18 protein-coding genes are annotated in these 20,705 nt (G+C 50.7%); 15 read left to right on the forward strand and 3 right to left on the reverse strand.

Annotated features, from left to right (window positions below; genetic code table 11):
• Window positions 1-12 precede the first annotated feature (12 nt).
• The 8 genes from LK536_RS54425 to LK536_RS54460 all read left to right on the forward strand — a co-directional run bounded on the left by LK536_RS54425 (window position 13) and on the right by LK536_RS54460 (window position 8,948).
• On the forward strand, window positions 13-1,506 hold the full coding sequence (locus LK536_RS54425; RefSeq protein ID WP_227795766.1) for a tripartite tricarboxylate transporter permease: 1,494 nt from the start codon (window positions 13-15) through the stop codon (window positions 1,504-1,506).
• Entirely contained in the window at window positions 1,499-2,659 is a 1,161-nt protein-coding gene (locus LK536_RS54430) for a Gfo/Idh/MocA family protein (protein ID WP_227795765.1), read from the forward strand. Before LK536_RS54425 ends, LK536_RS54430 begins: the two co-directional genes overlap by 8 nt.
• Before the next feature lie 19 nt (window positions 2,660-2,678).
• Window positions 2,679-3,830, forward strand: coding sequence for a Gfo/Idh/MocA family protein (locus LK536_RS54435; protein WP_227795764.1), 1,152 nt, complete (start codon window positions 2,679-2,681; stop codon window positions 3,828-3,830).
• A 2-nt stretch (window positions 3,831-3,832) separates the two neighbouring features.
• Window positions 3,833-4,924, forward strand: a complete 1,092-nt coding sequence (locus tag LK536_RS54440) for a Gfo/Idh/MocA family protein (protein WP_227795763.1) — start codon at window positions 3,833-3,835, stop codon at window positions 4,922-4,924.
• A 132-nt stretch (window positions 4,925-5,056) separates the two neighbouring features.
• Window positions 5,057-6,013, forward strand: coding sequence for a hypothetical protein (locus tag LK536_RS54445; RefSeq protein WP_506092244.1), 957 nt, complete (start codon window positions 5,057-5,059; stop codon window positions 6,011-6,013).
• Window positions 6,014-6,121: 108 nt separating this feature from the next.
• Window positions 6,122-7,357: an AAA family ATPase gene (locus tag LK536_RS54450; protein ID WP_008719660.1), complete on the forward strand. Its 1,236-nt coding sequence runs from the start codon at window positions 6,122-6,124 to the stop codon at window positions 7,355-7,357.
• A complete protein-coding gene (locus LK536_RS54455) occupies window positions 7,350-7,994 on the forward strand; it encodes an RloB domain-containing protein (protein WP_227795761.1) in 645 nt (214 codons plus the stop codon). Before LK536_RS54450 ends, LK536_RS54455 begins: the two co-directional genes overlap by 8 nt.
• Window positions 7,995-8,027: 33 nt before the next feature.
• On the forward strand, window positions 8,028-8,948 hold the full coding sequence (locus LK536_RS54460; protein WP_227795760.1) for a hypothetical protein: 921 nt from the start codon (window positions 8,028-8,030) through the stop codon (window positions 8,946-8,948).
• A gap of 192 nt (window positions 8,949-9,140) precedes the next feature.
• On the opposite strand, the gene LK536_RS54465 is transcribed toward LK536_RS54460, so the two are convergent.
• From LK536_RS54465 to LK536_RS54475, 3 genes are all read right to left on the reverse strand, one after another.
• Window positions 9,141-9,662, reverse strand: a complete 522-nt coding sequence (locus tag LK536_RS54465; protein WP_227795759.1) for a hypothetical protein — start codon at window positions 9,660-9,662, stop codon at window positions 9,141-9,143.
• Complete coding sequence (locus LK536_RS54470; RefSeq protein WP_227795758.1) at window positions 9,652-12,471, reverse strand: transglycosylase domain-containing protein; 2,820 nt, start codon at window positions 12,469-12,471, stop codon at window positions 9,652-9,654. The genes LK536_RS54465 and LK536_RS54470 overlap by 11 nt, the downstream gene beginning before the upstream one ends.
• Before the next feature lie 216 nt (window positions 12,472-12,687).
• Window positions 12,688-13,344 (reverse strand): TetR/AcrR family transcriptional regulator, encoded by a 657-nt coding sequence (locus tag LK536_RS54475; RefSeq protein WP_008719655.1) that lies wholly within the window; start codon window positions 13,342-13,344, stop codon window positions 12,688-12,690.
• Window positions 13,345-13,556: 212 nt separating this feature from the next.
• On the opposite strand from LK536_RS54475, the gene LK536_RS54480 reads away from it, so the two are divergent.
• The 7 genes from LK536_RS54480 (at window position 13,557) to LK536_RS54510 (ending at window position 20,674) form a co-directional block, all read left to right on the forward strand.
• Complete coding sequence (locus LK536_RS54480) at window positions 13,557-13,874, forward strand: SCP2 sterol-binding domain-containing protein (RefSeq protein ID WP_008719654.1); 318 nt, start codon at window positions 13,557-13,559, stop codon at window positions 13,872-13,874.
• A gap of 26 nt (window positions 13,875-13,900) precedes the next feature.
• A complete protein-coding gene (locus tag LK536_RS54485) occupies window positions 13,901-14,893 on the forward strand; it encodes an alpha/beta hydrolase (protein ID WP_227795757.1) in 993 nt (330 codons plus the stop codon).
• Window positions 14,894-14,897: 4 nt separating this feature from the next.
• Complete coding sequence (locus LK536_RS54490; protein WP_227795756.1) at window positions 14,898-16,304, forward strand: condensation domain-containing protein; 1,407 nt, start codon at window positions 14,898-14,900, stop codon at window positions 16,302-16,304.
• A 70-nt stretch (window positions 16,305-16,374) separates the two neighbouring features.
• A complete protein-coding gene (locus LK536_RS54495) occupies window positions 16,375-16,602 on the forward strand; it encodes an acyl carrier protein (RefSeq protein ID WP_227795755.1) in 228 nt (75 codons plus the stop codon).
• A gap of 49 nt (window positions 16,603-16,651) precedes the next feature.
• Complete coding sequence (locus tag LK536_RS54500; RefSeq protein ID WP_227795754.1) at window positions 16,652-18,160, forward strand: AMP-dependent synthetase/ligase; 1,509 nt, start codon at window positions 16,652-16,654, stop codon at window positions 18,158-18,160.
• Between the two features lie 139 nt (window positions 18,161-18,299).
• Window positions 18,300-19,031 carry a FadR/GntR family transcriptional regulator gene (locus tag LK536_RS54505; protein ID WP_050927269.1) on the forward strand — a complete coding sequence of 244 codons (732 nt, stop codon included), beginning with the start codon at window positions 18,300-18,302 and terminating at the stop codon, window positions 19,029-19,031.
• 284 nt (window positions 19,032-19,315) lie between these two features.
• Complete coding sequence (locus LK536_RS54510) at window positions 19,316-20,674, forward strand: APC family permease (RefSeq protein WP_025485646.1); 1,359 nt, start codon at window positions 19,316-19,318, stop codon at window positions 20,672-20,674.
• Window positions 20,675-20,705: the final 31 nt, after the last annotated feature.

Consider the following 20,705-nt stretch of genomic DNA (forward strand, 5'->3'; position numbering starts at 1 on the left):
AGGGGAAAGATTATGGCTTTACAATATCTGGCGCAGGCATTCGGGGCTGTGCTGACACCGATGAATATGGGGGTCCTGCTCCTTTCCACATTTGCCGGACTGATTATGGGAATGCTCCCAGGACTGAGCGCGACCATGGCGGTGGCGCTGCTGACCGGGCTGACTTACAGCCTGTCATCCACCAGCGCCATCATATCGCTGATCGGCGTGTATGTGGGGGCTATCTCAGGCGGCTGCCAGGCAGCCGTGCTGTTGAATATCCCCGGCACACCTGCAAGCGCTGCAACGGCGCTGGACGGGTTCCCTCTGGCCAACAGGGGCAAGGGCGGCCTGGCAATCTTCCTGGCGACCACTTCCTCCTGCATCGGCACACTGATCAGCGTCATCTGCGTGCTGACCCTGACCCCTCTTCTCACCAAGGTTTCCCTGCAGTTTGGAAGCTGGGAGTTCTTCCTGCTGAGCCTGTTCGGCGTCATCATCTGCGGAAACCTGACGAGCAACGGCAATGCGGTCAAGGGCTGGATATCCGGCGTGATCGGGCTATTGGTTGCACAGGTGGGACTGGACCAGCTGGACGCGTATCCAAGATTCTCATATGGCAATGTAAATATCATGGCGGGCCTGGCGCTTATCCCAATCATGATCGGACTGTTCGGATTCCCTGAAATCATAAAGGCATTTAAAAAGACGGAGACACATGTGCTGGAGTTCTCACCGTTTAAGCTGAAAGAGGGATTCGGCGTATTAAAGAACCATATTGTTGAACTGATCCGTTCCTCCTTTATCGGCGTGGGCGTGGGAATCATCCCGGGTGTTGGCGAGGATGTGGGCGGCTGGCTCAGCTACTGGGCATCCAAGTCCACCAGTAAGCATCCTGAAACCTTTGGGGATGGTGAGACGGCAGGCGTTGTGTCGGCAGAGGCAGGCAATAATGCGTGTATCGGCGGCGCCATCATACCCATCCTGTCCCTTGCGGTCCCGGGAAGCGCTCCCGCAGCCGTCCTGCTGGCAGCATTCATGATGCACGGATACCGTCCAGGCCCCCTCCTTATGAATGAAAGCCCGGAGTTCCTGTACCAGATCTGTGTGGACCTGTTCCTGGCAGCGCTGGCCATGTGGCTTCTGGCGCAGGTTGTTTCCAAGTTTTCCGTTAAGATACTGGGCGTTAAGAAGGAAATCCTCATGCCTGTCATTTACGTGCTGTGCGTGGTTGGCTCCTTTGTCATCAACCATATCATGTTCGACGTAAAGATAATGTTCGTGTTCGGAATCATCGGATTCTTCCTTTCCGCGGCAGAGTTCCCGGCAGCTCCCTTCCTTCTGGGGGTCATCCTGGGCAGCATGACGGATTCCAACTTAAGAAGGGCGCTTACAATCAGCGAGGGCAGCTTCATGCCCATGCTGCAGCGGCCAATCAGCGTAATATTCCTGATTGCGATTGTGGTGCTGATTCTTTCCCAGTTCCATGTATTTGACCGTTTAAAGAAGAGAAAAGCCAATGGATAGGGTTAAGATAGCCCTTGTGGGAAGCGGGTTCGCCGCCGTCCTCCACATGGAGGCGTACAGACAGGTATATGGTATCGAACCCTGGGTGGCGGCAGTTGCTTCCCCGTCGGAACGGGCGGGGGAATTTGCCAGGGAGTATGGGATACCGTCCGTGTATCACTGCATGGAGAGGATGATAGAGGAAGAGCGGCCGGATATTGTGGATATATGCAGCCCTCCCAGCCTGCACGCTTCCATGATTGAAGCCGCAATGAAGGCCGGCTGTCATGTAATCTGTGAGAAGCCCCTGACCGGATGGTTCGGGAGCAGCGATGAGCCGGATATGGCCGGGCGGGTCATGGAACAGCTTAAACATCTGCGCGGCGTGGTGGAACAGAGCGGCAGGAAGTTCTTTTACGCCGAGAATTTCATATACGCCCCGGCGGTGCAGAAAAGCGCGTCCCTTATCCGGGCAGCAGGTGAACATATCCTGTTCATGAGAGGGGAGGAATCCCACAGCGGTTCCCATGCAGCCCACGCCGCCCTGTGGAGCATGAACGGCGGCGGCTCCCTGATCCGTCAGGGCTGCCATCCTTTGTCCGCCCTCCTGTACCTGAAGCAGCTGGAACATAAAAATGGTGCAGGGGCCGTGAGCGTGATGGCGGACATGGGTTACATCGTGCCCACCCTTAATGAGGAGGAGCTGACGTACATCCAGGCCAGGCCAAAGGATGTGGAGGACCTGGCCAATGTAATCCTCACCTTTGAAGACGGGACAAAGGCCCTCATAACGGCGGGGGACATGATACTTGGCGGGGTGCGCAATGAAGTCCAGGTATATACCACCGGAGGCGTGTATCAGTGCAGGATAGCGCCAAGCGACCAGATGACCACCTATCATGTGGACGATGAAAAACTGTCCGGCCAGTATTTTACGGAAAAGGTGGAGACGAAAAAGGGCTGGCAGAGCATTTTCCTGTGCGAGGACATGGCACGGGGATATGTGGGGGAACTGAGGGATTTCCTGCTGTGCGCCGCGGGCAGGAAAGAGGAGCCTGAGTCAGGTTTTTCCCTGGCATATGACACGGTGCGGATCATCTACGGCGCATACCGTTCGGCCAGGGAAGGGCGCAGGATAGAACTTAAAAAGCACGGGCCTGAAGGAACAGACTAGACAGAAAGCAGGTGTAAGTATGGTTGGAGTAGCAATATTAGGTGCGGGCGATATCGCCAATGTACATATAGAAGCATATAAGGAGCTGGCCGGACGCTGCCGGATCGTGGCGCTGGCGGATATATTTACAGACAAGGCAGAGGCAAAGAAACAGAAGTATGGGCTGGACTGTGATGTGGTGGCGGATTATAAGGAACTGCTGGACCGGGAGGATGTGGACCTGGTATCCGTCTGCCTGCCCCCGGCTGCCCACTGCGGCGTCACGGTGGATTTCCTGAAGGCGGGAAAGCATGTGCTGTGTGAGAAGCCCATGGCGCCGTCCCTGGAGGAATGCGACCTCATGATAAGGGCTGCGGGGGAGGGCGGGGCAAAGCTGTCAGTGGTGGCCCAGAACCGTTTTAAACCGGACATCATGAAAACAAAGCAGATGCTTGAGAGCGGTGCCCTGGGGCAGCTTTACTTTGCCCAGGCGGATTCCCTCTGGTGGAGGGGGGATAATTATTATGACCTGTGGTGGAGGGGAACCTGGGAAAAGGAGGGCGGCGGATGTACCTTCATCCATGCGGTCCATCACATCGACCTGTTCCTGTGGCTCATGGGGGACCTGGATGAGATTTCCGCCATGGTTGCCAACCAGAACCATCACAACAGCGAGGTGGAGGATGTGTCCCTGAGCACCCTGCGCTTTAAGAACGGGGCCGTGGGCCTTATGGTTGCCTCCCTTCTTCATCATGGGGAAGAGCAGAAAATCATTATTGACGGTGAAAAAGGCTCCATCGAGATCCCTCACAAGGTCAGTGTCAGCAGGCAGATGCAAAACGGATATCCTGAGGATGACAATGAAGCAAGGCAGGCCCTTGAGAAGGTGTTTGACAGCGGGGAGGTCCTGCGCTACACGGAGCATTGCGGACAGATAGAGAACATGATCCATGCCATAGAGACGGGAACGGAGCCGTTAATCAGAGGGACCGAGGGCCGCAAGACCGTGGAATTCATATCAGCCGTTTACCAGTCTGCATTTACGGGAACCAGGGTGAAGCTGCCCATGAGTGCAAAAGATCCTTTCTATACCCGGGAAGGGCTTCTTAAGAAGGCGGTCAGGTTCAATGAGAAGAAAAAGAGCGTTGAAAATTATGCTGACACGGGAATAAAGGTAGGCGGTACGCTGTAATCATGGAAAGCAGGATGCAGAAATCAGACGGAATGAATTATGCGCCCGTATCACAGGGAATTGTTGAGAAGGTGTGCGCACCGGGGGAGTTCCGGTTTGGTGTGATTGGATTGGATCATGGACATATATATGCAATCTGTAACGGTTTGCTGGAAGCAGGGGCCGAACTGGCCTGTGTGTGGGACCCGGACCCGGATAAATGTCTGGAGTTCGTAAAACGGTATCCCCAGGCCGTTGTGGCAGCGGGTGAGGATGAGATACTGGAGGATGGAAACATCCAGATGATTGCCAGCGCCATCCGCCCTTCAAAGCGGTGCGGCCTGGGAATCCGGGTCATGGGGCACAATAAGGATTATTTTGTGGATAAACCCGGAATGCTGACCATGGAAGAGATAGACCAGGCCAGCCAGGCATGCAGGGACACGGGAAGAAAATATGTGGTGTATTATGGGGAGCGCATCCATGTGGAGGGCGCGGTCTTTGCGGAGCAGCTGATCAGGCAGGGAAAGGTAGGCCGGGTGCTTCAGGTAACCATCCTGGCCCCCCACCGTCTGAACCGGCTGGTCCGGCCGGACTGGTTTTTTGAGAAGCAGGAAAATGGCGGGATCATCACGGATTTGGGAAGCCATCAGATAGAGCAGTTCCTGACCTATTGCGGTGCGAAAACCGCCAGGGTCCTTCACAGTGCGGTTGCCAATTATGGAAACCGGGATAAAAAGGATTTTTATGATTTTGGGGAAGCCACCCTTCTGGCTGATAACGGGGCCACCTGCTGGTTCAGGGTGGACTGGTTCACGCCGGATGGACTTGGCGCCTGGGGGGACGGGCGCGTATTCATCATGGGCACGGAGGGAACCATTGAAATCCGCAAATACATTGACCCTGGAACTTCCCCTGAAGGCGACCATGTCATCTGGGTGGACCGGAAGGAGGAGCACCGGGAACAGGTCACCGGGAAGGTGGGATTCGTGTTTTTCGGGCAGCTGATAAGGGACTGTCTTAACCGGACCGAACATGCCATCACCCAGGAGCATATATTTGATACCATGAAGGTTGCCATTGAGGCCCAGGAATGCGCGGAGGTCATTGCATAATAACATAAACAGAGTAATGGATACAGGGCGGTTACCAGGGCTGGTACGCCCTGATTTTATTTTCCTGCCGGTTTGTCTGGCCCTGGCCCTGGTTTGACTGTATAATGGGATTAAATGATGTGATATGGGAAAATGAATCAGGCAGGAGGGATGGAATTGAAAGAGATACCGGTTAAGGAATGCATCAATCTCGGAAGTATCATCAGGAAATACGGACTGGAGCAATACACCATGGTGAACATGGAAATCGGGTATGACGATGCCGTGTACCTGCTGTTTTCGGCCCGGGTACCGGAACGTATCCAGGGTATGTTCGTGGATACCCAGGCCAACACGGAGTACCGCGCCCTGTGCCTCTTTATTGACTGGCAGGACGGAAGCCTCCTGGGGGAGGAGGTCCTGGAATTCGGGGTGCGGAAAATGAATTTCCATTTCATACAGCCCATTGGGGATGACATCCTTTTGCTGGGCGCCAGGTCCATGATGTATAAGAATGGGATTCCGGACCAGAATGCGGTGTTCCTGACCCGCCATGGTAAGATCCTGTCCAGCACATGCTTTGGGGATGGAATCCAGGAATGCATGGTGCTGGGTGACGGCAGGATCATCACAAGCTATTTTGACGAGGGGGTCTTTGGAAACTTCGGATGGAATAAGCCTTTGGGGGACAAGGGGCTTGTGGTCTGGAACCGGGACGGACAGAAGATATGGGAGAATACAAAGCATTTTATCGCGGACTGCTATGCCATGAATGTGGATGAACAGGATAATCTGTGGTATTACTACTATAATGATTTTGATTTGGTAAAGACAGACTTTGCTTCAGAGTGGGTGTTCCATCCGGGGGTCGAGGGCAGCAGTTCCTTCCTGATCATGAAAAGCCATATTGGTATTATTATGGACAGTGGGTACGGAAAACACGGCAAAATGAAAATGCTCCGTATCCTGGGAAACAGGTTAGGCAGGCCGGAGGATGCGGCGTTTGTCTGTAATGGGGAGGCTGTGCCGATGCAGATGTATTGTTTTCGAAGCGCGCGGGCGGCGTTTACGGATGGAGGGGAGCGGCTGTCCTGTGTGGAGGTAGTGTAGGAGGAAGATGATTATAAAACAAATATTTGTTTTTATGAACGTATAATATTGTGTTTTGACGGTAAAATAGTATAATAAAAACAAAAAACAGATTAGAGGGTTCAAATTATGCTGATATCATATAAGTTCAAAAACTTCTGTTCGTTTTGCAATGAAGCGGAATTTGATTTACTTGCACCAGGAAACAAAGTGAAAAATAGATATCCGGATAATTATATTGAAACAGAAGCAGGATATGATGTATTGAAAACGGCCGTTGTTATCGGAGAGAATGCCGGAGGAAAAACGAATTTTATTAACAGCATTTCCTTTTTAAAAAGTCTGTTTGAAAATAATAAGTCCAAACATTCTTACAGGGCACTGATTAATATCAACAATCTTCCTTCCGCATGTCCTGCACAATGTGATACAAAACAGGAATTTAATATTCATATGATTGGCGGGAGTGGAGCCATATACCATTACGATTTACAGATAGACGAATTTAGTATTGTTCAGGAAAAGCTGACTTACAGGTGTACAAAAAGTGGACAGGAAAAGCTTATTGTGTCGGCAAAAAGGAATGAAATGAAACGGGAAGAGGGCAAGGGTTCCATTGCGGTTTCTTTTGGATTGGATACGGAAAATTGTGATAAGGAAGTAAAAAGAATTATTGAACAGGCGTCTTTCGCAAAAGGGGATATAGGACTTTTTGTTTCCAAATTAGCCATTTTAGGAGATGTTCATGCCTTGGAGTTTGTTGACTGGGTTAATAATAAGCTGATTGTAGAAAGTAAAAATTATAATTACTATCTATATAAAAATATACAGAATGAAGAAGATGATTTAAGAATAATAAAGGATTCACGCTTTTTAGAAATCCTGCGTATGGTAGATTACAGTATCTGCGGTGTTGAGATTGACGATGAAAAACCATTTAGAAAAAGTAAAATTATCAGGAAAATGAAAAGCGGAGAGGATTTCGCCAGGGAACTTAATATGGATTCAGGCGGTGTTGGGGAATTTTTTGCATGGGCGGTCCAGCTGTTCAGAGTGGTTTATGAGGACAAAATAATTTTTGCAGATGAAATGGACCGGGTAATCAATCCTGTTTTAGCGGAACGTATGGTTGCATTTATCAATGGAAAAAAACATAAAGGACAGTTCATTTTTTCCACCCATAATGTATTACATTTAGATTTAAAAAATTATATGAAGGAACAGATTTATTTCGTGACAAAGAATAAGGAAGATTTGAATTCGGAACTATATTCATTGGCTGATTTTCCTGAAATAAGATATGAAACGACGAAAATCTATGAGTTTTATATGAAAGGAATCCTGGGAGGGACAGCTTTTGAGTAGACCAAAGAGAGATTTGCGTAAAAGATTCATTGTGTTTTGTGAGGGCGATACAGAATACAATTATGTTGATGCAATGCGTCTGAACCAGGGGGTAGAATTAGCCTTAAAGCCTATAAATATGCAAGGGGGAGGGTATACGAATTTTCTTGAAGCAATTAAAAAGGAGGCAAGTAATAACTGCCTGGCTAAGTTTATCATGATTGATTTTGACAGGGCGAAAAAACATCCGGGAGAATTGCCTAAGTTAAAGGAGATAATAGAATATTGCAGATTGCAGAACAACAGTAAAAGAACACCGCTTTTTCTTATACTGGACAATCCTGATTTTGAATATATTGCATGTTTACATATTGCTGATTATCAGGGACAGGATGTAAAAAAATATATAGAGCAGACATTGGGATTTGCCAATATAGAAAAATTCAAGGGTAAAAGAGATGTGTATCATTATCTGAATACCAAAAATAATTCTTTTGGTTTGATGTTATCAAGATTAAGGGAGAAAATTGTAACCAATCAGTATCAGATTAACAAAAGGAATTTTGAAATAACAATCTTAAATACGGATATAGCATGGGGCAATGAAAATAAAAGAGAATCCAATATAAACGAATTTTTTGAAATCATTGATTGGTAATAGATTGAAACAGATGGGATAAGGAAGGAATAGATGATATGTAATTTTCAAATGGAGCGCCTTCTGGCCTCCTGGCATCCGGAGGATGTGGGACTGGATTATCAATACCAGGTGTGGACAGCAAAAACAGTGGATGGGAACCCGTTCTGGGGAGCAGGTAATTTCTGCGGCCTTGATACTGGACATGTAATCAGGTATGGGCGGGAACTGACAGACCTGGAATGGGATGGCAATGAACTGTATGTCAGCGGGGAGGATGCGCCGGGTCAGGCATTTGCCATATACCGTTCCATAAAAATGCAGCTGCAGGAGAAATTTCCGGATACAGAGTTCGATTTGATGGTGTCCGTGAACAGGGAAGACCAAAACGCGGTGGTGCGGTTCTGGGCTGTCCGGGATGGGTATCATTATGTGGATGCAGAACGCAGGACATTGGATGGATTTAAGGAAGAGGCTGTCCTGATTGACCAGATTAACCGTGTAGACATAAAACAGCAGGCTGCCTTATTTATGACGTGTTATAAGGATTATCTGCCGGAAATCAGGGAACAGCCGGATAAGATTGAGGCAGTCCTTAACAATCCGTCTGGCGGCGGGGACATCTATGTCTGGTTTGAGGATGAGATTACCATGGTGTTTGGGCGGTTCCATGCCCATTATGCTTATGGGGAGGAAGAAGAACTGAAAAGCGATATTGACCGTATATTGTCAGGCGGATTGTGCGTTGCCTGCATGGAGGGACAGGAAGGATGGCTGGGCAGTTCGCTGGTACCGCCGGATGAGATTCCCCTGGAATCAAGAAAAAAACTGCTTCAATATTTTTTCGGAAGGAATAAGGATGCGTGCAGGAAGGTGAAGGAACATGGGGGAAGGCTGACACTTACATTTTGGGATGCCGGGCAGAACCGGGTATATGAGATTACTGGGGCAGGTGTGGTGTTGGTGGTGTGTTAGGTGGTGGACACTGGTTGACTATCTGGGATAGTGGAGGACGTTTGATGTAACTAGGGAAAGGGGTTGGGGATTAAGCTGTTTTGGACATAGGAATAAATTTTACCCCCTGATTATCCCCAGGGCCGCTGGCACGGCTGGGATATGACAGGGGGTATTTAAATGCGCTTTATCTTTCGGTCTGTTTAATGGCCTTTACAGCATTTCCATATAAGCCAGTATTTTATCAGCGGCATCCAGACCGATATAGATTAAGATTCCCAGTATCACAAGGCTGATGACCAGGAATACCAGTTTGTACAGCAGATAAGCCTTGGCAAAATCCCGGAGCTGGTTGTCCTTTTTTCCAAAGGCCAGCCGTAGCAGGTATATCCAGCCTGCAACAGGGATGTTCATACACATGAAGGTGAAGAACCAGGCGCGGGGCGGCATGGAGTAACTGCGGAAGGAGGGGGTACTGCTCATTTTATCAGGGGGCGTGCTGGCGTTATCTGTTTTGCCTGCCACACCGCCGCCTTTATTCATTCCTGTATCCACCTTTTTATGGACTCCTTTATCTACCTCTTTATCTACCCCTTGATCCAATCCTTTATCCAATCCTTTATACAAACCGTCATGTAACCCGCCATTCCTGCCGGCTGTCATATCGCTATCCCTGTCCTTTAGCCGCCTTGGGCCGGGGGATGTTTTTCTTCTGTTCAGCTTTTTATTTATCATTTTCCGGCCTCCCTCCCGGTCCGTAGTATTCCATATTGTTCCACTTGAACTTTTCCCTGTCCAGGGTGGATTTAAGCTGGTTCTGCTGCATCTGGGCCTGCTGCAGCGCTTCCCTTTGGGCCTGTTCTTCTGCGGCCTGCTTAGCGGCCTGGGCTGCAACCCATTCCTCCTCCGTGGGCAGGGTGGTAATCCGGCTGATGGCGCTCTGGAGGCGGTCTGCAAGGGCCTGCTGTTCCGGGTCCCCTGCCACCAGCGGCAGCTTTGTAATGGCATCCTGGACCAGTGTCTGGGCATTGGGCTGCTGGTATTCCAGTTCCTCCACGGCCTGGAGCGCCTGGAGGAATTCATTTTTCCTGGTGTCCTTCTCGGCCTGTCTGCGCTGTTCCTCCGCATCCTTCATGGCCTTTTCCTGGGCCTTGGCCGCATAGGCGGCCTTCTGCTTTTCATACAGGGCAATGGTGTCTGACATCTGGCTGATGATTCCCTCAAAGTAGTCATACCTGTTTTCCACCTGCTCCAGCAGCCGCGCCCGTAAATCCCCGTCATCCAGCAAGGGAAGCCTTGAGGTGATGCTTTGATACTGGCTTTTGACTGCGTATGTATCTTCTACGGTGTTGATTTCCCGTGAGGTGAAGTCTTCCACATCTGCGTTAAGGGAGTCAGTGAGCTTTTTCTGTTCCTTGTCGTGCAGGCTCTGCTGTGCCCGCATCTCTGCCGTGGTACTGAAGTAATCCTCAATGCCGTTTTTGGGGTCCACCCGGCGTTCCACGGACTCGGGCTGCTCCCAGTCCCATGGCTCCAGCCCGGTGTGGATCTGGTTCATTATGTTCTTCCATATTTTCCCTGCATAGGTGGCGCCGTAGATGCCCGGCATGTTCCTTGGTATGTCGTAGCCGACCCAGACAGCAGTGGTATAGTAGCGGGTATAGCCGCAGAACCATGTATCCTTGCTGCTGTTGGTGGTCCCTGTCTTGCCTGCGGCAGGCATGCCGCCGTCCAGGTCCAGGCCGCGTCCGGTGCCGTAGGGGGCTGTAAGGGTGCCTTTCAGGATATCGGTCAGCATGAATGCTGAGTCATCCCGGTATATCTGCTTGGTGGAGGCTTTCATGTCCCTGGTGATCTCGCCGTCATGCTCGTGGAGTATTTTCGTGATGCAGGTACGGTCATTGTATATGCCGTTGTTGGCCAGGGTGCTGTAGCCCTTGGCCATGTCCACCACGCGGACCCCGTTGGTAAAGCCGCCGATGCTCAGGGACGGCACCCCGTTGTCCACATAAGTCAGCTTCTGGAACTCCATTTCCCCAAGGTAATTCAGGCCGTAGTTGACCCCGATGTCCTCAAGGATCTGCCATGCCACCGTGTTCAGGCTCCGGTTTAAGGCCTCCCGGACAGTCACGCTGCCATAGTAATGCTCCCCGCTGTTGGAGGGACCGTCCTCCCATTTGTGGTCATCCACAATACGGGTGGGATAGTACTCCCCGGTGTCAAAGGCAGGGCCGTAGTCAATCAGGGGTTTGATGGTGCTTCCCGGCTGTCTGGCGCTTAGGTAGGCCCGGTTGAACTGGTCTTCGCTGCCCCGGCCGCCCACGATGGCAACCACGTAATTGGACTGGTTGTCCACGATGACGCCGGCTCCCTGAAGCGCATATTTGCCGTTCTCCTGAAGCTCCGTGTAGGAGGCAAGGCCCTGGTCAATATCAGCCTGGAGCATTTCCTGAAGACCGCTGTCAAGGGAGGTGTAAATCTTAAAACCGCCTGCGCGTATCAGGTCGGATTTCTCCGTGTACACGGTCTTGTAACGGTCCATGTATGCGGTGTAGCTGTCCTTGTCCTCAAAGGTGTATTGAAAGTCAAAGCTGTCCAGCTTCATAAGCTCAAGGGCGGCGCAGTGGATGGCGTAGCTGCTCTGGTAGTTCTCGTCCGTTCCCTCGGATTCCTGTTTTACAATCGTAAGGGGGCGTTCTATGGCTTCGCTGTAGTCTTCAGCGGACAGTACGCCTGTTTCATGCATGCTTTTTAAGACGTCATTGCGTTTTTCAAGGGATGCCTTGGGATGGGATACCGGGTCGTAGGCAGAGGGGCTGTTGCTGATTCCAACCAGGACAGCGGCTTCGTCCACACGCAAATCAGCCGCATGCTTGCCGAAATAATACCGGCTGGCAGCTTCCACGCCGTAACACTGGTGGCCATAGAAATTGGTGTTGCAGTAGAACTCCATGATATCTGCTTTGGAGTATTTCTTTTCAATCTCAGGGGCCAGGAGGATTTCCACAATCTTGCGGGTAAAGGTCTGTTCCTGGGTCAGGTAGGTGTTCTTGATTACCTGCTGGGTGATGGTGCTTCCGCCCTGGGTCACCTGCCCGTTGTGCTTAAGAAGGGCCAGTCCCGCGCGGAAGGTGGCAATCCAGTCCACGCCTGTGTGGCTTTTAAAGCGCCTGTCCTCCTGGGCAATATATGCATTCTGGATATTCATGCTGATGTGGGAAATATCCACATACTGGTAGTGTCCGGCATTGATGAGGCCCACCTGCCTGCCGTCCTTGTCGTAAATGACCGTATCAGAGAGCATGGAGAAATCCGTCCGCTCCATCTGGGCCAGCTTGTCATATGCAAGCTCACGGCACTCATCCAGCTGCGGTTTGACCTTTGCATAGATAAGGATACACACCAGGGCGGCGCTTATAAGTCCCACGGTAAGGACTGCCAGCAGGGTGTGGAGAAGCCATCCCATGATGCCCAAAAGGCCGACGGCTGTATTGCGTATGCAAAGGAGTACCTGGATAAGGGCCTTCTTTCGTGTTTCTTTCATAATTCCTGATTATCCTCTCCGCGCCCGGATGTGTTTGGGAAATGCCTGAAAGGGCGCCAATCATAGAATGGCCTGGATATTTTTACCAGGCCACTATGCCATATGATATTATAAGTCAGAATGGGGAAAAAGGGTAGTGGAAAGTGAAAAAAGAGTATGATTTTGGAGTGTTTTGGCGTTTTATGGTTTTGTTTTTTTAATCTATTGCCGTCTTTATCATCTGTCCGCTTCTTCGGGGGGACGGGCTGCCGCCGCTTCATTTTTCCTCATAAGGAACTGCAGGGTATCCGCCGGCATCCCCATGCTCTTTTCCTGCATCTGCGTGAACGCGGTCAGGACCCGCCCAATCTGTTCCGGTCCGGCCGGAACCAGGTTGTTGTCCAGGGTTATGGTCAGCACGGTGAGGACAATCTGGGCTGTCTCCTCCGGGTATTCGCACCGGATGCCGCCCTCGTCTATGCCCTGGCGGATGATGTCGGTCAGTATGGGCTTTAGCTTGGTGATGATGATGCGGGCAAACTTCTGGTGGATGAATGCGCTTTCCTGCTGTTCATTGAAGGTGCCGATGGCTTCCTGGCGCCGAAGTTCCGTGGAAGAGTCCAGACAGGCATTGTAAATAATCTCCATTTTCTGAAAGGCGTCCATGTGGGAGGAGGCAGCCAGTTCCCTGCCTGCGTCCAGCACCCGGGAGTAGGAGCGCTCGATGACAGCGTCAATGATATCATTTTTAGAGGAAAAATAGTAATAAATACTTCCTTTCCCTATTCCTGCTTTTTGGGCAATATCGCTGACGGAAATGGCCTGGGCGCTGGCGGTGCGCATCAGTTCCTGCATGGCGTCCAGGATCCGTTCCCGTTTGTTATTGTTTTGCATAAAAAAACCTCGGTTTCCTCTTTAGAATACTTCCCAGTATAACAGATGCCAATGGAAAAAGCCAGACTTGACTGGCGGTCGAAAAAGTGTTATGGTTAATTTAATGTTGATTCGACCACTGGTCGAAAAAAGAAGGGGATAGATACCTGGGGATTCTGGATACAGGAACCTGTTGTCCGGCCAGGCCCTGAAATCAGGAGAAGGAGACAATCATGACATTCGAGAAAGTATTTGAAACGGTAAAGGAAATATTCATGAAGGCGGATGTGAGCAAGGTGGATGAGCATCTGGCATTTCAGTTTAACATCACAGGAGAGGGCGAAGGCATCTTTTATGCGGAAGCAAAGGACGGCAAGCTCTATGTGGAGCCTTACGAGTACTATGACAGGGATGCAATTTTCATCTGCTCTGCGGACACACTGTTAAAGCTGGCAGCAGGAAAATTGGACCCTGTTTTTGCATTTACAACCGGAAAGCTTAAGGTGGAGGGAAGCCTGGAAAAGGCGCTGAAGCTTCAGAAATTTGTGTAACCGGCATTCATCTGAAAGGAGTACATATGGGTAAGATTGGATTACTGTTTGGCCTGGCAGCCGCGGGCGCGGCAGGGGAATATGGGATTGCCAGATACTTTTTCCACCGGACGGTGGTGCGCGGCAATGCAAAGCGCGAGCGGACCCAGAAAATGGCGGGCACGGACTGGGACGCCTATATCCCGGGCATCAGGGCCAGCAAGGAATGGCTGTCGGGAAAGCCCCAGGAGGATGTGTATATCACCTCGGACGATGGCTTAAGGCTTCACGGCACATTCTTCCCATGCCCTGGTTCTGACCGGGCGGTGATTTGCTTCCATGGATACACCAGCGAAGGGCTGAATGATTTTTCCTCCATTGCAAGGTTCTATCTGGAGCAGGGCTTCAACCTGATGGTGGTGGATGAAAGGGCACATGGCAGGAGCGAAGGCACCTACATCGGATTCGGCTGCCTGGACCGGATGGATGCCAGGCTCTGGATTGAGTATGTCATTGAACGTCTGGGACAGGACTGCCAGGTCATGCTCCACGGCATTTCCATGGGCGGGGCCACGGTGCTCATGACCACCGGGCTTTCACTTCCGCCTCAGGTAAAGGCAGCTGTTTCCGACTGCGGATTCACCTCTGCCTGGGAAGTGTTCAGCTATGTGCTTAAATCCATGTACCATATGCCTCCCTTCCCCATCATGCAGATAGCGGACCGCATGGCAAGGCAGGAAGCCGGGTATGGGCTTGACCAGTGCAATGCCAGGGACGAGGTTAAGAAGGCCCGGATTCCCATCCTGTTCATACACGGCGATGCGGACACCTTTGTGCCATGCTCCATGGTTTACCAGCTTTACGGCGCATGCAGCTCCGGGAAGGAACTGCTGGTCATTAGCGGGGCAGCCCATGCAGAGGCCTACTATAAAGACACAAAGAGCTATGAACGTGCGGTAACAGGGCTGATTGAACGGACCATTGAACCGCTGGGAGACAGGCATGAAGGCCGGGACTCCCGGGATGAGAAAGGGGAATAGAGAGATGAAGACCAGAAAAGGCTATAAGGCATATCCGCTGACGGCTGCCCAGAAACTGCATTTTTACTGTCTGAAGTACTGTCCCAAAAAACAGGTGTTGAACATCGGTTCCAGCCTGACCATTGAGAGCGATTTGGACTGGGATGTGCTCAGGCAGTGCATCAAGGAAGCCATTGCCCGCTGCGAATCCATGCGCCTCAGGTTTGCAAAGGACAGGGATGGAAGCATCTATCAGTATGTGGTGAAGGAGGAGACAAAGGAGATTGAGCACTTTGACTTCACGGGCTGGCAGGAGGAGGACGCTGATAAGAAGCTGAGGGAGTGGACCGAGATACCCTTTGAACGCTATGATTCCCCCATGCACCGTATTGTGATGATAAAAACGCCGGACGGCTATCAGGGGCTTTACATCTGTGTGGACCATATGACCATGGACGCCCAGGCCCTGATTGTATTCTTCAAGGATGTAATCGAACTCTACTGCAGCAGGCTGTATGAAGAGGTGAATTATCCAAAGGAAATGTCCTCCTACATCAAGCAGCTGGAAAAGGACCTGGCCTATGAGGCGGGCAGCAGGGCGTGCCAGAGGGACAGGGAGTTTTTCGAAAACCTGATTGCCTCGTCCGAACCGGTTTTTGCGGATATTTACGGGCCGGGAAAGCTTTTGAAGGAGCGTAAGGAGAGCCGCAACAAAAAGCTGCGCGCAGCCACCAACACCTCTGACAACGTGGAGGCCAACATCACTAATTTCCACCTGGAGGGCGGGCCATCCAAACGCCTTCTGGATTTCTGTGAGGAGAAGGGCATTTCCATGACATGCCTTCTGCTGATGGGGCTGCGCACCTTCCTTCAGAAGGAAAATGACGAGGACGATATCTCCATCACAACCACCATTGCAAGGCGGGCCACCTTACTGGAAAAGCGGTGCGGCGGAAGCAGGATCCACTGTTTCCCCTTCAGGACCATTGTGCCCAGGGAGGATACCTTCATGGAAGGGCTGCTTAAGATAAGGGATGCCCAGAACCAGTATTTCCGTCATGCCGGCTACAGTCCCTCGGAGTATTTTAATTTCCGTCATGACTATTATAAGCTGAAGGACGGACAGACCTATGAACCCCTGAGCCTGACCTACCAGCCCCTGGCCATGAAATACGACGGACCGGGCCTTGATAAGCTGGGCGACATCAAATATAAGACTGCCCGCTATTCCAACGGGGTGGCGGCCCACACCCTGTACCTGACCGTGAGCCACCGGACCATGGATAATGGACTGGACTTTGGGTTTGAGTACCAGACCGGGGTGGTGACGCCGGAAAAACTGGAGTATATCTATTACTACCTGTGCAGGATCATATTCCGCGGTGTGGAAGACCCGGAGCGCACGGTAGGGGAAATTATGGAAATGGTCTGATAATGGAAATGGTTCAGCAATGGAAGTGGTTTAACAATGGAAATGGTTCAACAATATAGGAGGATTGGCAATGTTTGAGGAATTGAAGGAATTGATATGTGAGTATGTGGACGTGGACCCGTCTGCAATCAAAGAGGAGTCACGGTTCATCGAGGACCTTGGATTTAACTCTTACGACTTCATGAGCATGGTAGGGGAAATCGAGGAAAGGTTCGATGTGGAAGTGGAAGAGCGTGAAGTGGTCAATGTAAAGACCGTAAAGGATGCAGTGGAATACATCCAGTCACTTCAGGACTGATGAAAGGACTGAGGGGAGCAGGGCTTGGAAGCCAGAGAGGGAGGAAACTATGCCGGTAGGAACCTTGAGGGATATTATACGCCATGGGGCGGATGCCTATGGAAGCCAGACAGCATTCCGCTATAAAGTGAAGAAGGAAATCGTGGACAGGACATACCTGGATGTGAACCGGGATTCCATGGCTGTCAGCCGTATGTTGGAATCCATGGGCATGGAGGGAAAGCACATTGCCCTTATCGGGACAACCACGTACCAGTGGATTGTGGGCTACTTTGGGATCGTGGGCAGCGGCAGCGTGGCAGTGCCCATTGACGCCCAGCTTCCGGCGGACGCTGTGTGTGAACTGCTGGAACGGGCGGACGTGGAAATGCTTATCTTTGATGAAATCCGCAGGGATGTGGCAAAGGCCGTAAAGGAAAAATGTCCGTCTGTCCGCTATATTGTCTCCATGCAGGCAGAGGAAGCAGGGGATGGGATACAGTCCCTGTCCATGCTCATGGCCCTGCACGCAGGGGAATATGAGAAGGAACTAAGCGGTGACCAGCTGGCCACCATCCTGTTCACCTCAGGAACCACGGGGAAGAGCAAGGGCGTCATGTTAAGCCACAGGAACCTGGTGGACAATGCGGTGTGCCTGGATATGAAGATTCCGGCCGGAACCGTCTCCATGACACTTCTGCCCATTAACCATGTGTACTGCCTGACCATGGACATCATCAAGGGACTTCACATCGGCCTTGTGATCTGCATCAATGATTCCATCATGCATGTGCAGAGGAACATGAAGCTGTTTAAGCCGGAAATCGTGCTGCTGGTTCCCCTTGTGATTGAATCCATCTACGGCAAGCTTAAGGACGCAGGCAGCCTTATCCCTAAGAAAATGGTGGCAAAGGCTGCATTTGGCGGAAACTTAAGAATCATATGCAGCGGCGGCGCTTACCTGGACCCGGATTATGTGGATAAGTTCAAAGAGTATGGCATCACCATCCTTCAGGGCTATGGCATGACGGAGTGTTCACCTGTCATCAGCACCAACCTGGAGTGGGAGAACAAAAAGGGTTCGGTGGGCAAGCTGCTCCCCAACTGCGAGGCCAAGGTGGTGGATGAGGAAATCTGGGTCAGGGGCTCCAGCGTGATGCAGGGATATTATAAGATGCCGGAGCAGACCGCGGAGACACTGGAGGACGGATGGCTGAAAACCGGGGACCTGGGCTATGTGGATGAGGACAATTTCGTCTACATCACGGGCCGCAGGAAGAACCTGATCATTCTTGCCAACGGCGAGAATGTGTCGCCGGAGGAACTGGAGAACCAGCTGAGCCGCTCTGAACTGGTGAAGGAAATCCTGGTGCGGGAAAAGGATAAGGTGATTGAGGCGGAAATCTTCCCTGATTATGAGTATGCAAAGAAAAAGCATGTGAAGGATGTGGAGGGGAAGCTTCAGGAGCTGGTGGATGATTTTAATAAGGATATGCCTGTGTATAAGAGGATTTACAGCCTGATCGTGAGGGAGACGGAGTTTGAGAAGACGCCTTCTAAGAAGATTAAGCGGTTTTAAGGAAGCCCTTGTAATATTTTTCCGTGTGCCATATAATGTAAATATATGTATATCTATCGAACAGATGAATAGACAATATATTGTACAGATATAGGTTGAGGGCATGCTTGACATGCCTCGGTGTACGGAAAGGGAATGTATGAAGATAAAGAAAGTATCGGTGGTTGATCAGGTAAGCGAGGCCTTGAAGGATAATATCCTGAACCATACATGGGAACCAGGGGATAAGCTTCCTTCGGAAGGGGATCTGGCGGATACCTTTGGTGTGAACCGGCTGAGTGTGCGCATGGCGCTGCAGAAGCTGAACACGCTGGGGCTTTTAGAGACCAGGGTAGGGGACGGCACCTATGTCAGGAAGTTCTCCATGGCCCCTTATATGAATGAGATAGCTGACATCTATATGGATGAGAAGCACCTGAATGATGTGCGGGAATTAAGGAACCTGCTGGAGGGCGAGGCCATGCGGATTGCGGTGTCCGTTTCCACTGAGGAGGAGCGGGATGAACTGAGACAGTGCTACGAACTGTATGAGGAAAAACGCTCCCAGCTGAAAGCGGATGTGGACAACGAACGGTTGATGGATGAACTGGCTGAGGCGGATTTTGAATTCCACCATCAGGTCATCCGCATGAGCCATAACGATCTTTATACCGATATTTACCTGATGACGAAAAAGGCAATCGTCAGCCACATACGGGAACTGCTGGAGAGCCGGATCCGCAAGGAGATTGAATGGGAAGAAAAGAGCGGAAAACGTGAGGATGAGCATGTGGAAATCATCAATGGCATCTGCAACGGCGATATTGAGGCATTGAAGAGGGCGCGGGAGAGAATGCTTAAGATTCAGCTGATACCTGCGTTGGATGAGTAATCAGCAGGTAAACAGGATAATCAGGTAAACAAGACAATCAGGTAAACAAGATAATCACATAAACAAGACAATAAAAGACATGGTGAAGAAAAGGTATTGTGCAAAGGAACTGTATTCCTGGTACAATACCTTTTTTGTCTATATGTCACAATTGGATCAGTTCATATTGATGAAAAGTAAAAAAATATATAAAACCTATTGAATTATTTAGCGACTTGATGTATTATCAACCTAGCGAACAAGTGAATAGATAAATAGGAGAAACAACTAAAGGAGGATTCGTTATGCAGAAGGAAAGCAGCAAAGTTACATATGTTCCAGCGCCCCCGCCGGGTATTCTTAAGAAGCCGGAACTGTATGCCTTGTCCATCGGACAGGTAATCGGAGCAGGAGTCATCACACTTGTGGGTCCGGCCATGGCGCTGACAGGATACTCTGCCTGGCTTGCATATGGTGCAGCCATCATATGGGGGTTCCTGATGATCATGCCGGTGGTGTGGGTGACATCCACATTGAGGCTGGGAGGCGGATACTACTCCATGCTGGCGGGCCTTGCCAATGAGAAGGCGGCAGGGATGTACGCAGTGGCCTTCCTGTGGCAGACCATGAGCATCTCCCTGTTCGGGGTTTCCCTGGGGGTGTACGCCAATTCCCTGTGGCCGCAGTTAAACCCGCGTATTGTGGGGATTGTCTTCCTGACCCTGTTTTATGTGATTAACCTGGGCGGGGTGGACATCATGGCAAAGGCGCAGAAGATTATGACATGGACCTTGATTGCAGTGCTGCTCATGTTTATTTTCGTGGGCATGACAAAGCTGGAAACGCCTGTATTGCAGATATCCTCCCCGGATTTCATCAGACATGGGGGAAAGGGATTCATAGCTGCGATTGCCCTGTTTGTGTATTCCACCAACGGATATTCACTGACCATGAACTACGGCCGGGACGCCCATAATGCAAAGCGGGATATACCCTGGGCCATCCTGATGTCAGTTCCGACCCTAGTCATCCTTTACTGCGGCGTTGCCATTGTTGCAGGAGGTATCCTTCCTCTGGAGATAGTGGAGAACCAGCCCCTTACCCTTGTTGCACGGACCGCCCTGTCCCCCATCCTGTTTGTGGTATTCATGGTAGGCGGCCCAATCATGGCGCTGATGACAACCATGAACTCATCCCTGGCATACAACTGCGTTCCCATTGCCCAGGCATGTACCGACGGCTGGCTTCCCAAGTCCCTGGCTAAGAAGAATAAGAGGGGGTCATACTACAGGATACTTACCATTGTGTATCTGATCGGCCTGATCCCGCTGCTGCTTAACTTCAGCGTCACCACCATCACCAACAACATCATGCTGATTAACTCGTCCCTGTCATTCCTGTATGCGTTTGCGTATTACCAGCTTCCCAAGCGGTATCCTGAGGCATGGAAGAAATCCAGGCTCCACATGCCCGATAAGCTGTACTATGTGATGGTTACCGTCAGTGTCATTGCCTATACATGTGTGTTCATCAACTCCTGCCTTACACTGACACCACTTATAACCATTGCAAACCTTATCATCATCGGTGGCTGCTTTGCGTTTGGATTCATCCGCAGCAAGAGCCCTTACGTACACATCGAATCGTCTGTCTGGGACGATTGATATAGAAACCATATGACCAATCTATAACTAT

Source organism: Clostridium pacaense (assembly GCF_020709765.2).
GTDB lineage: Bacteria > Bacillota > Clostridia > Lachnospirales > Lachnospiraceae > Enterocloster > Enterocloster hominis.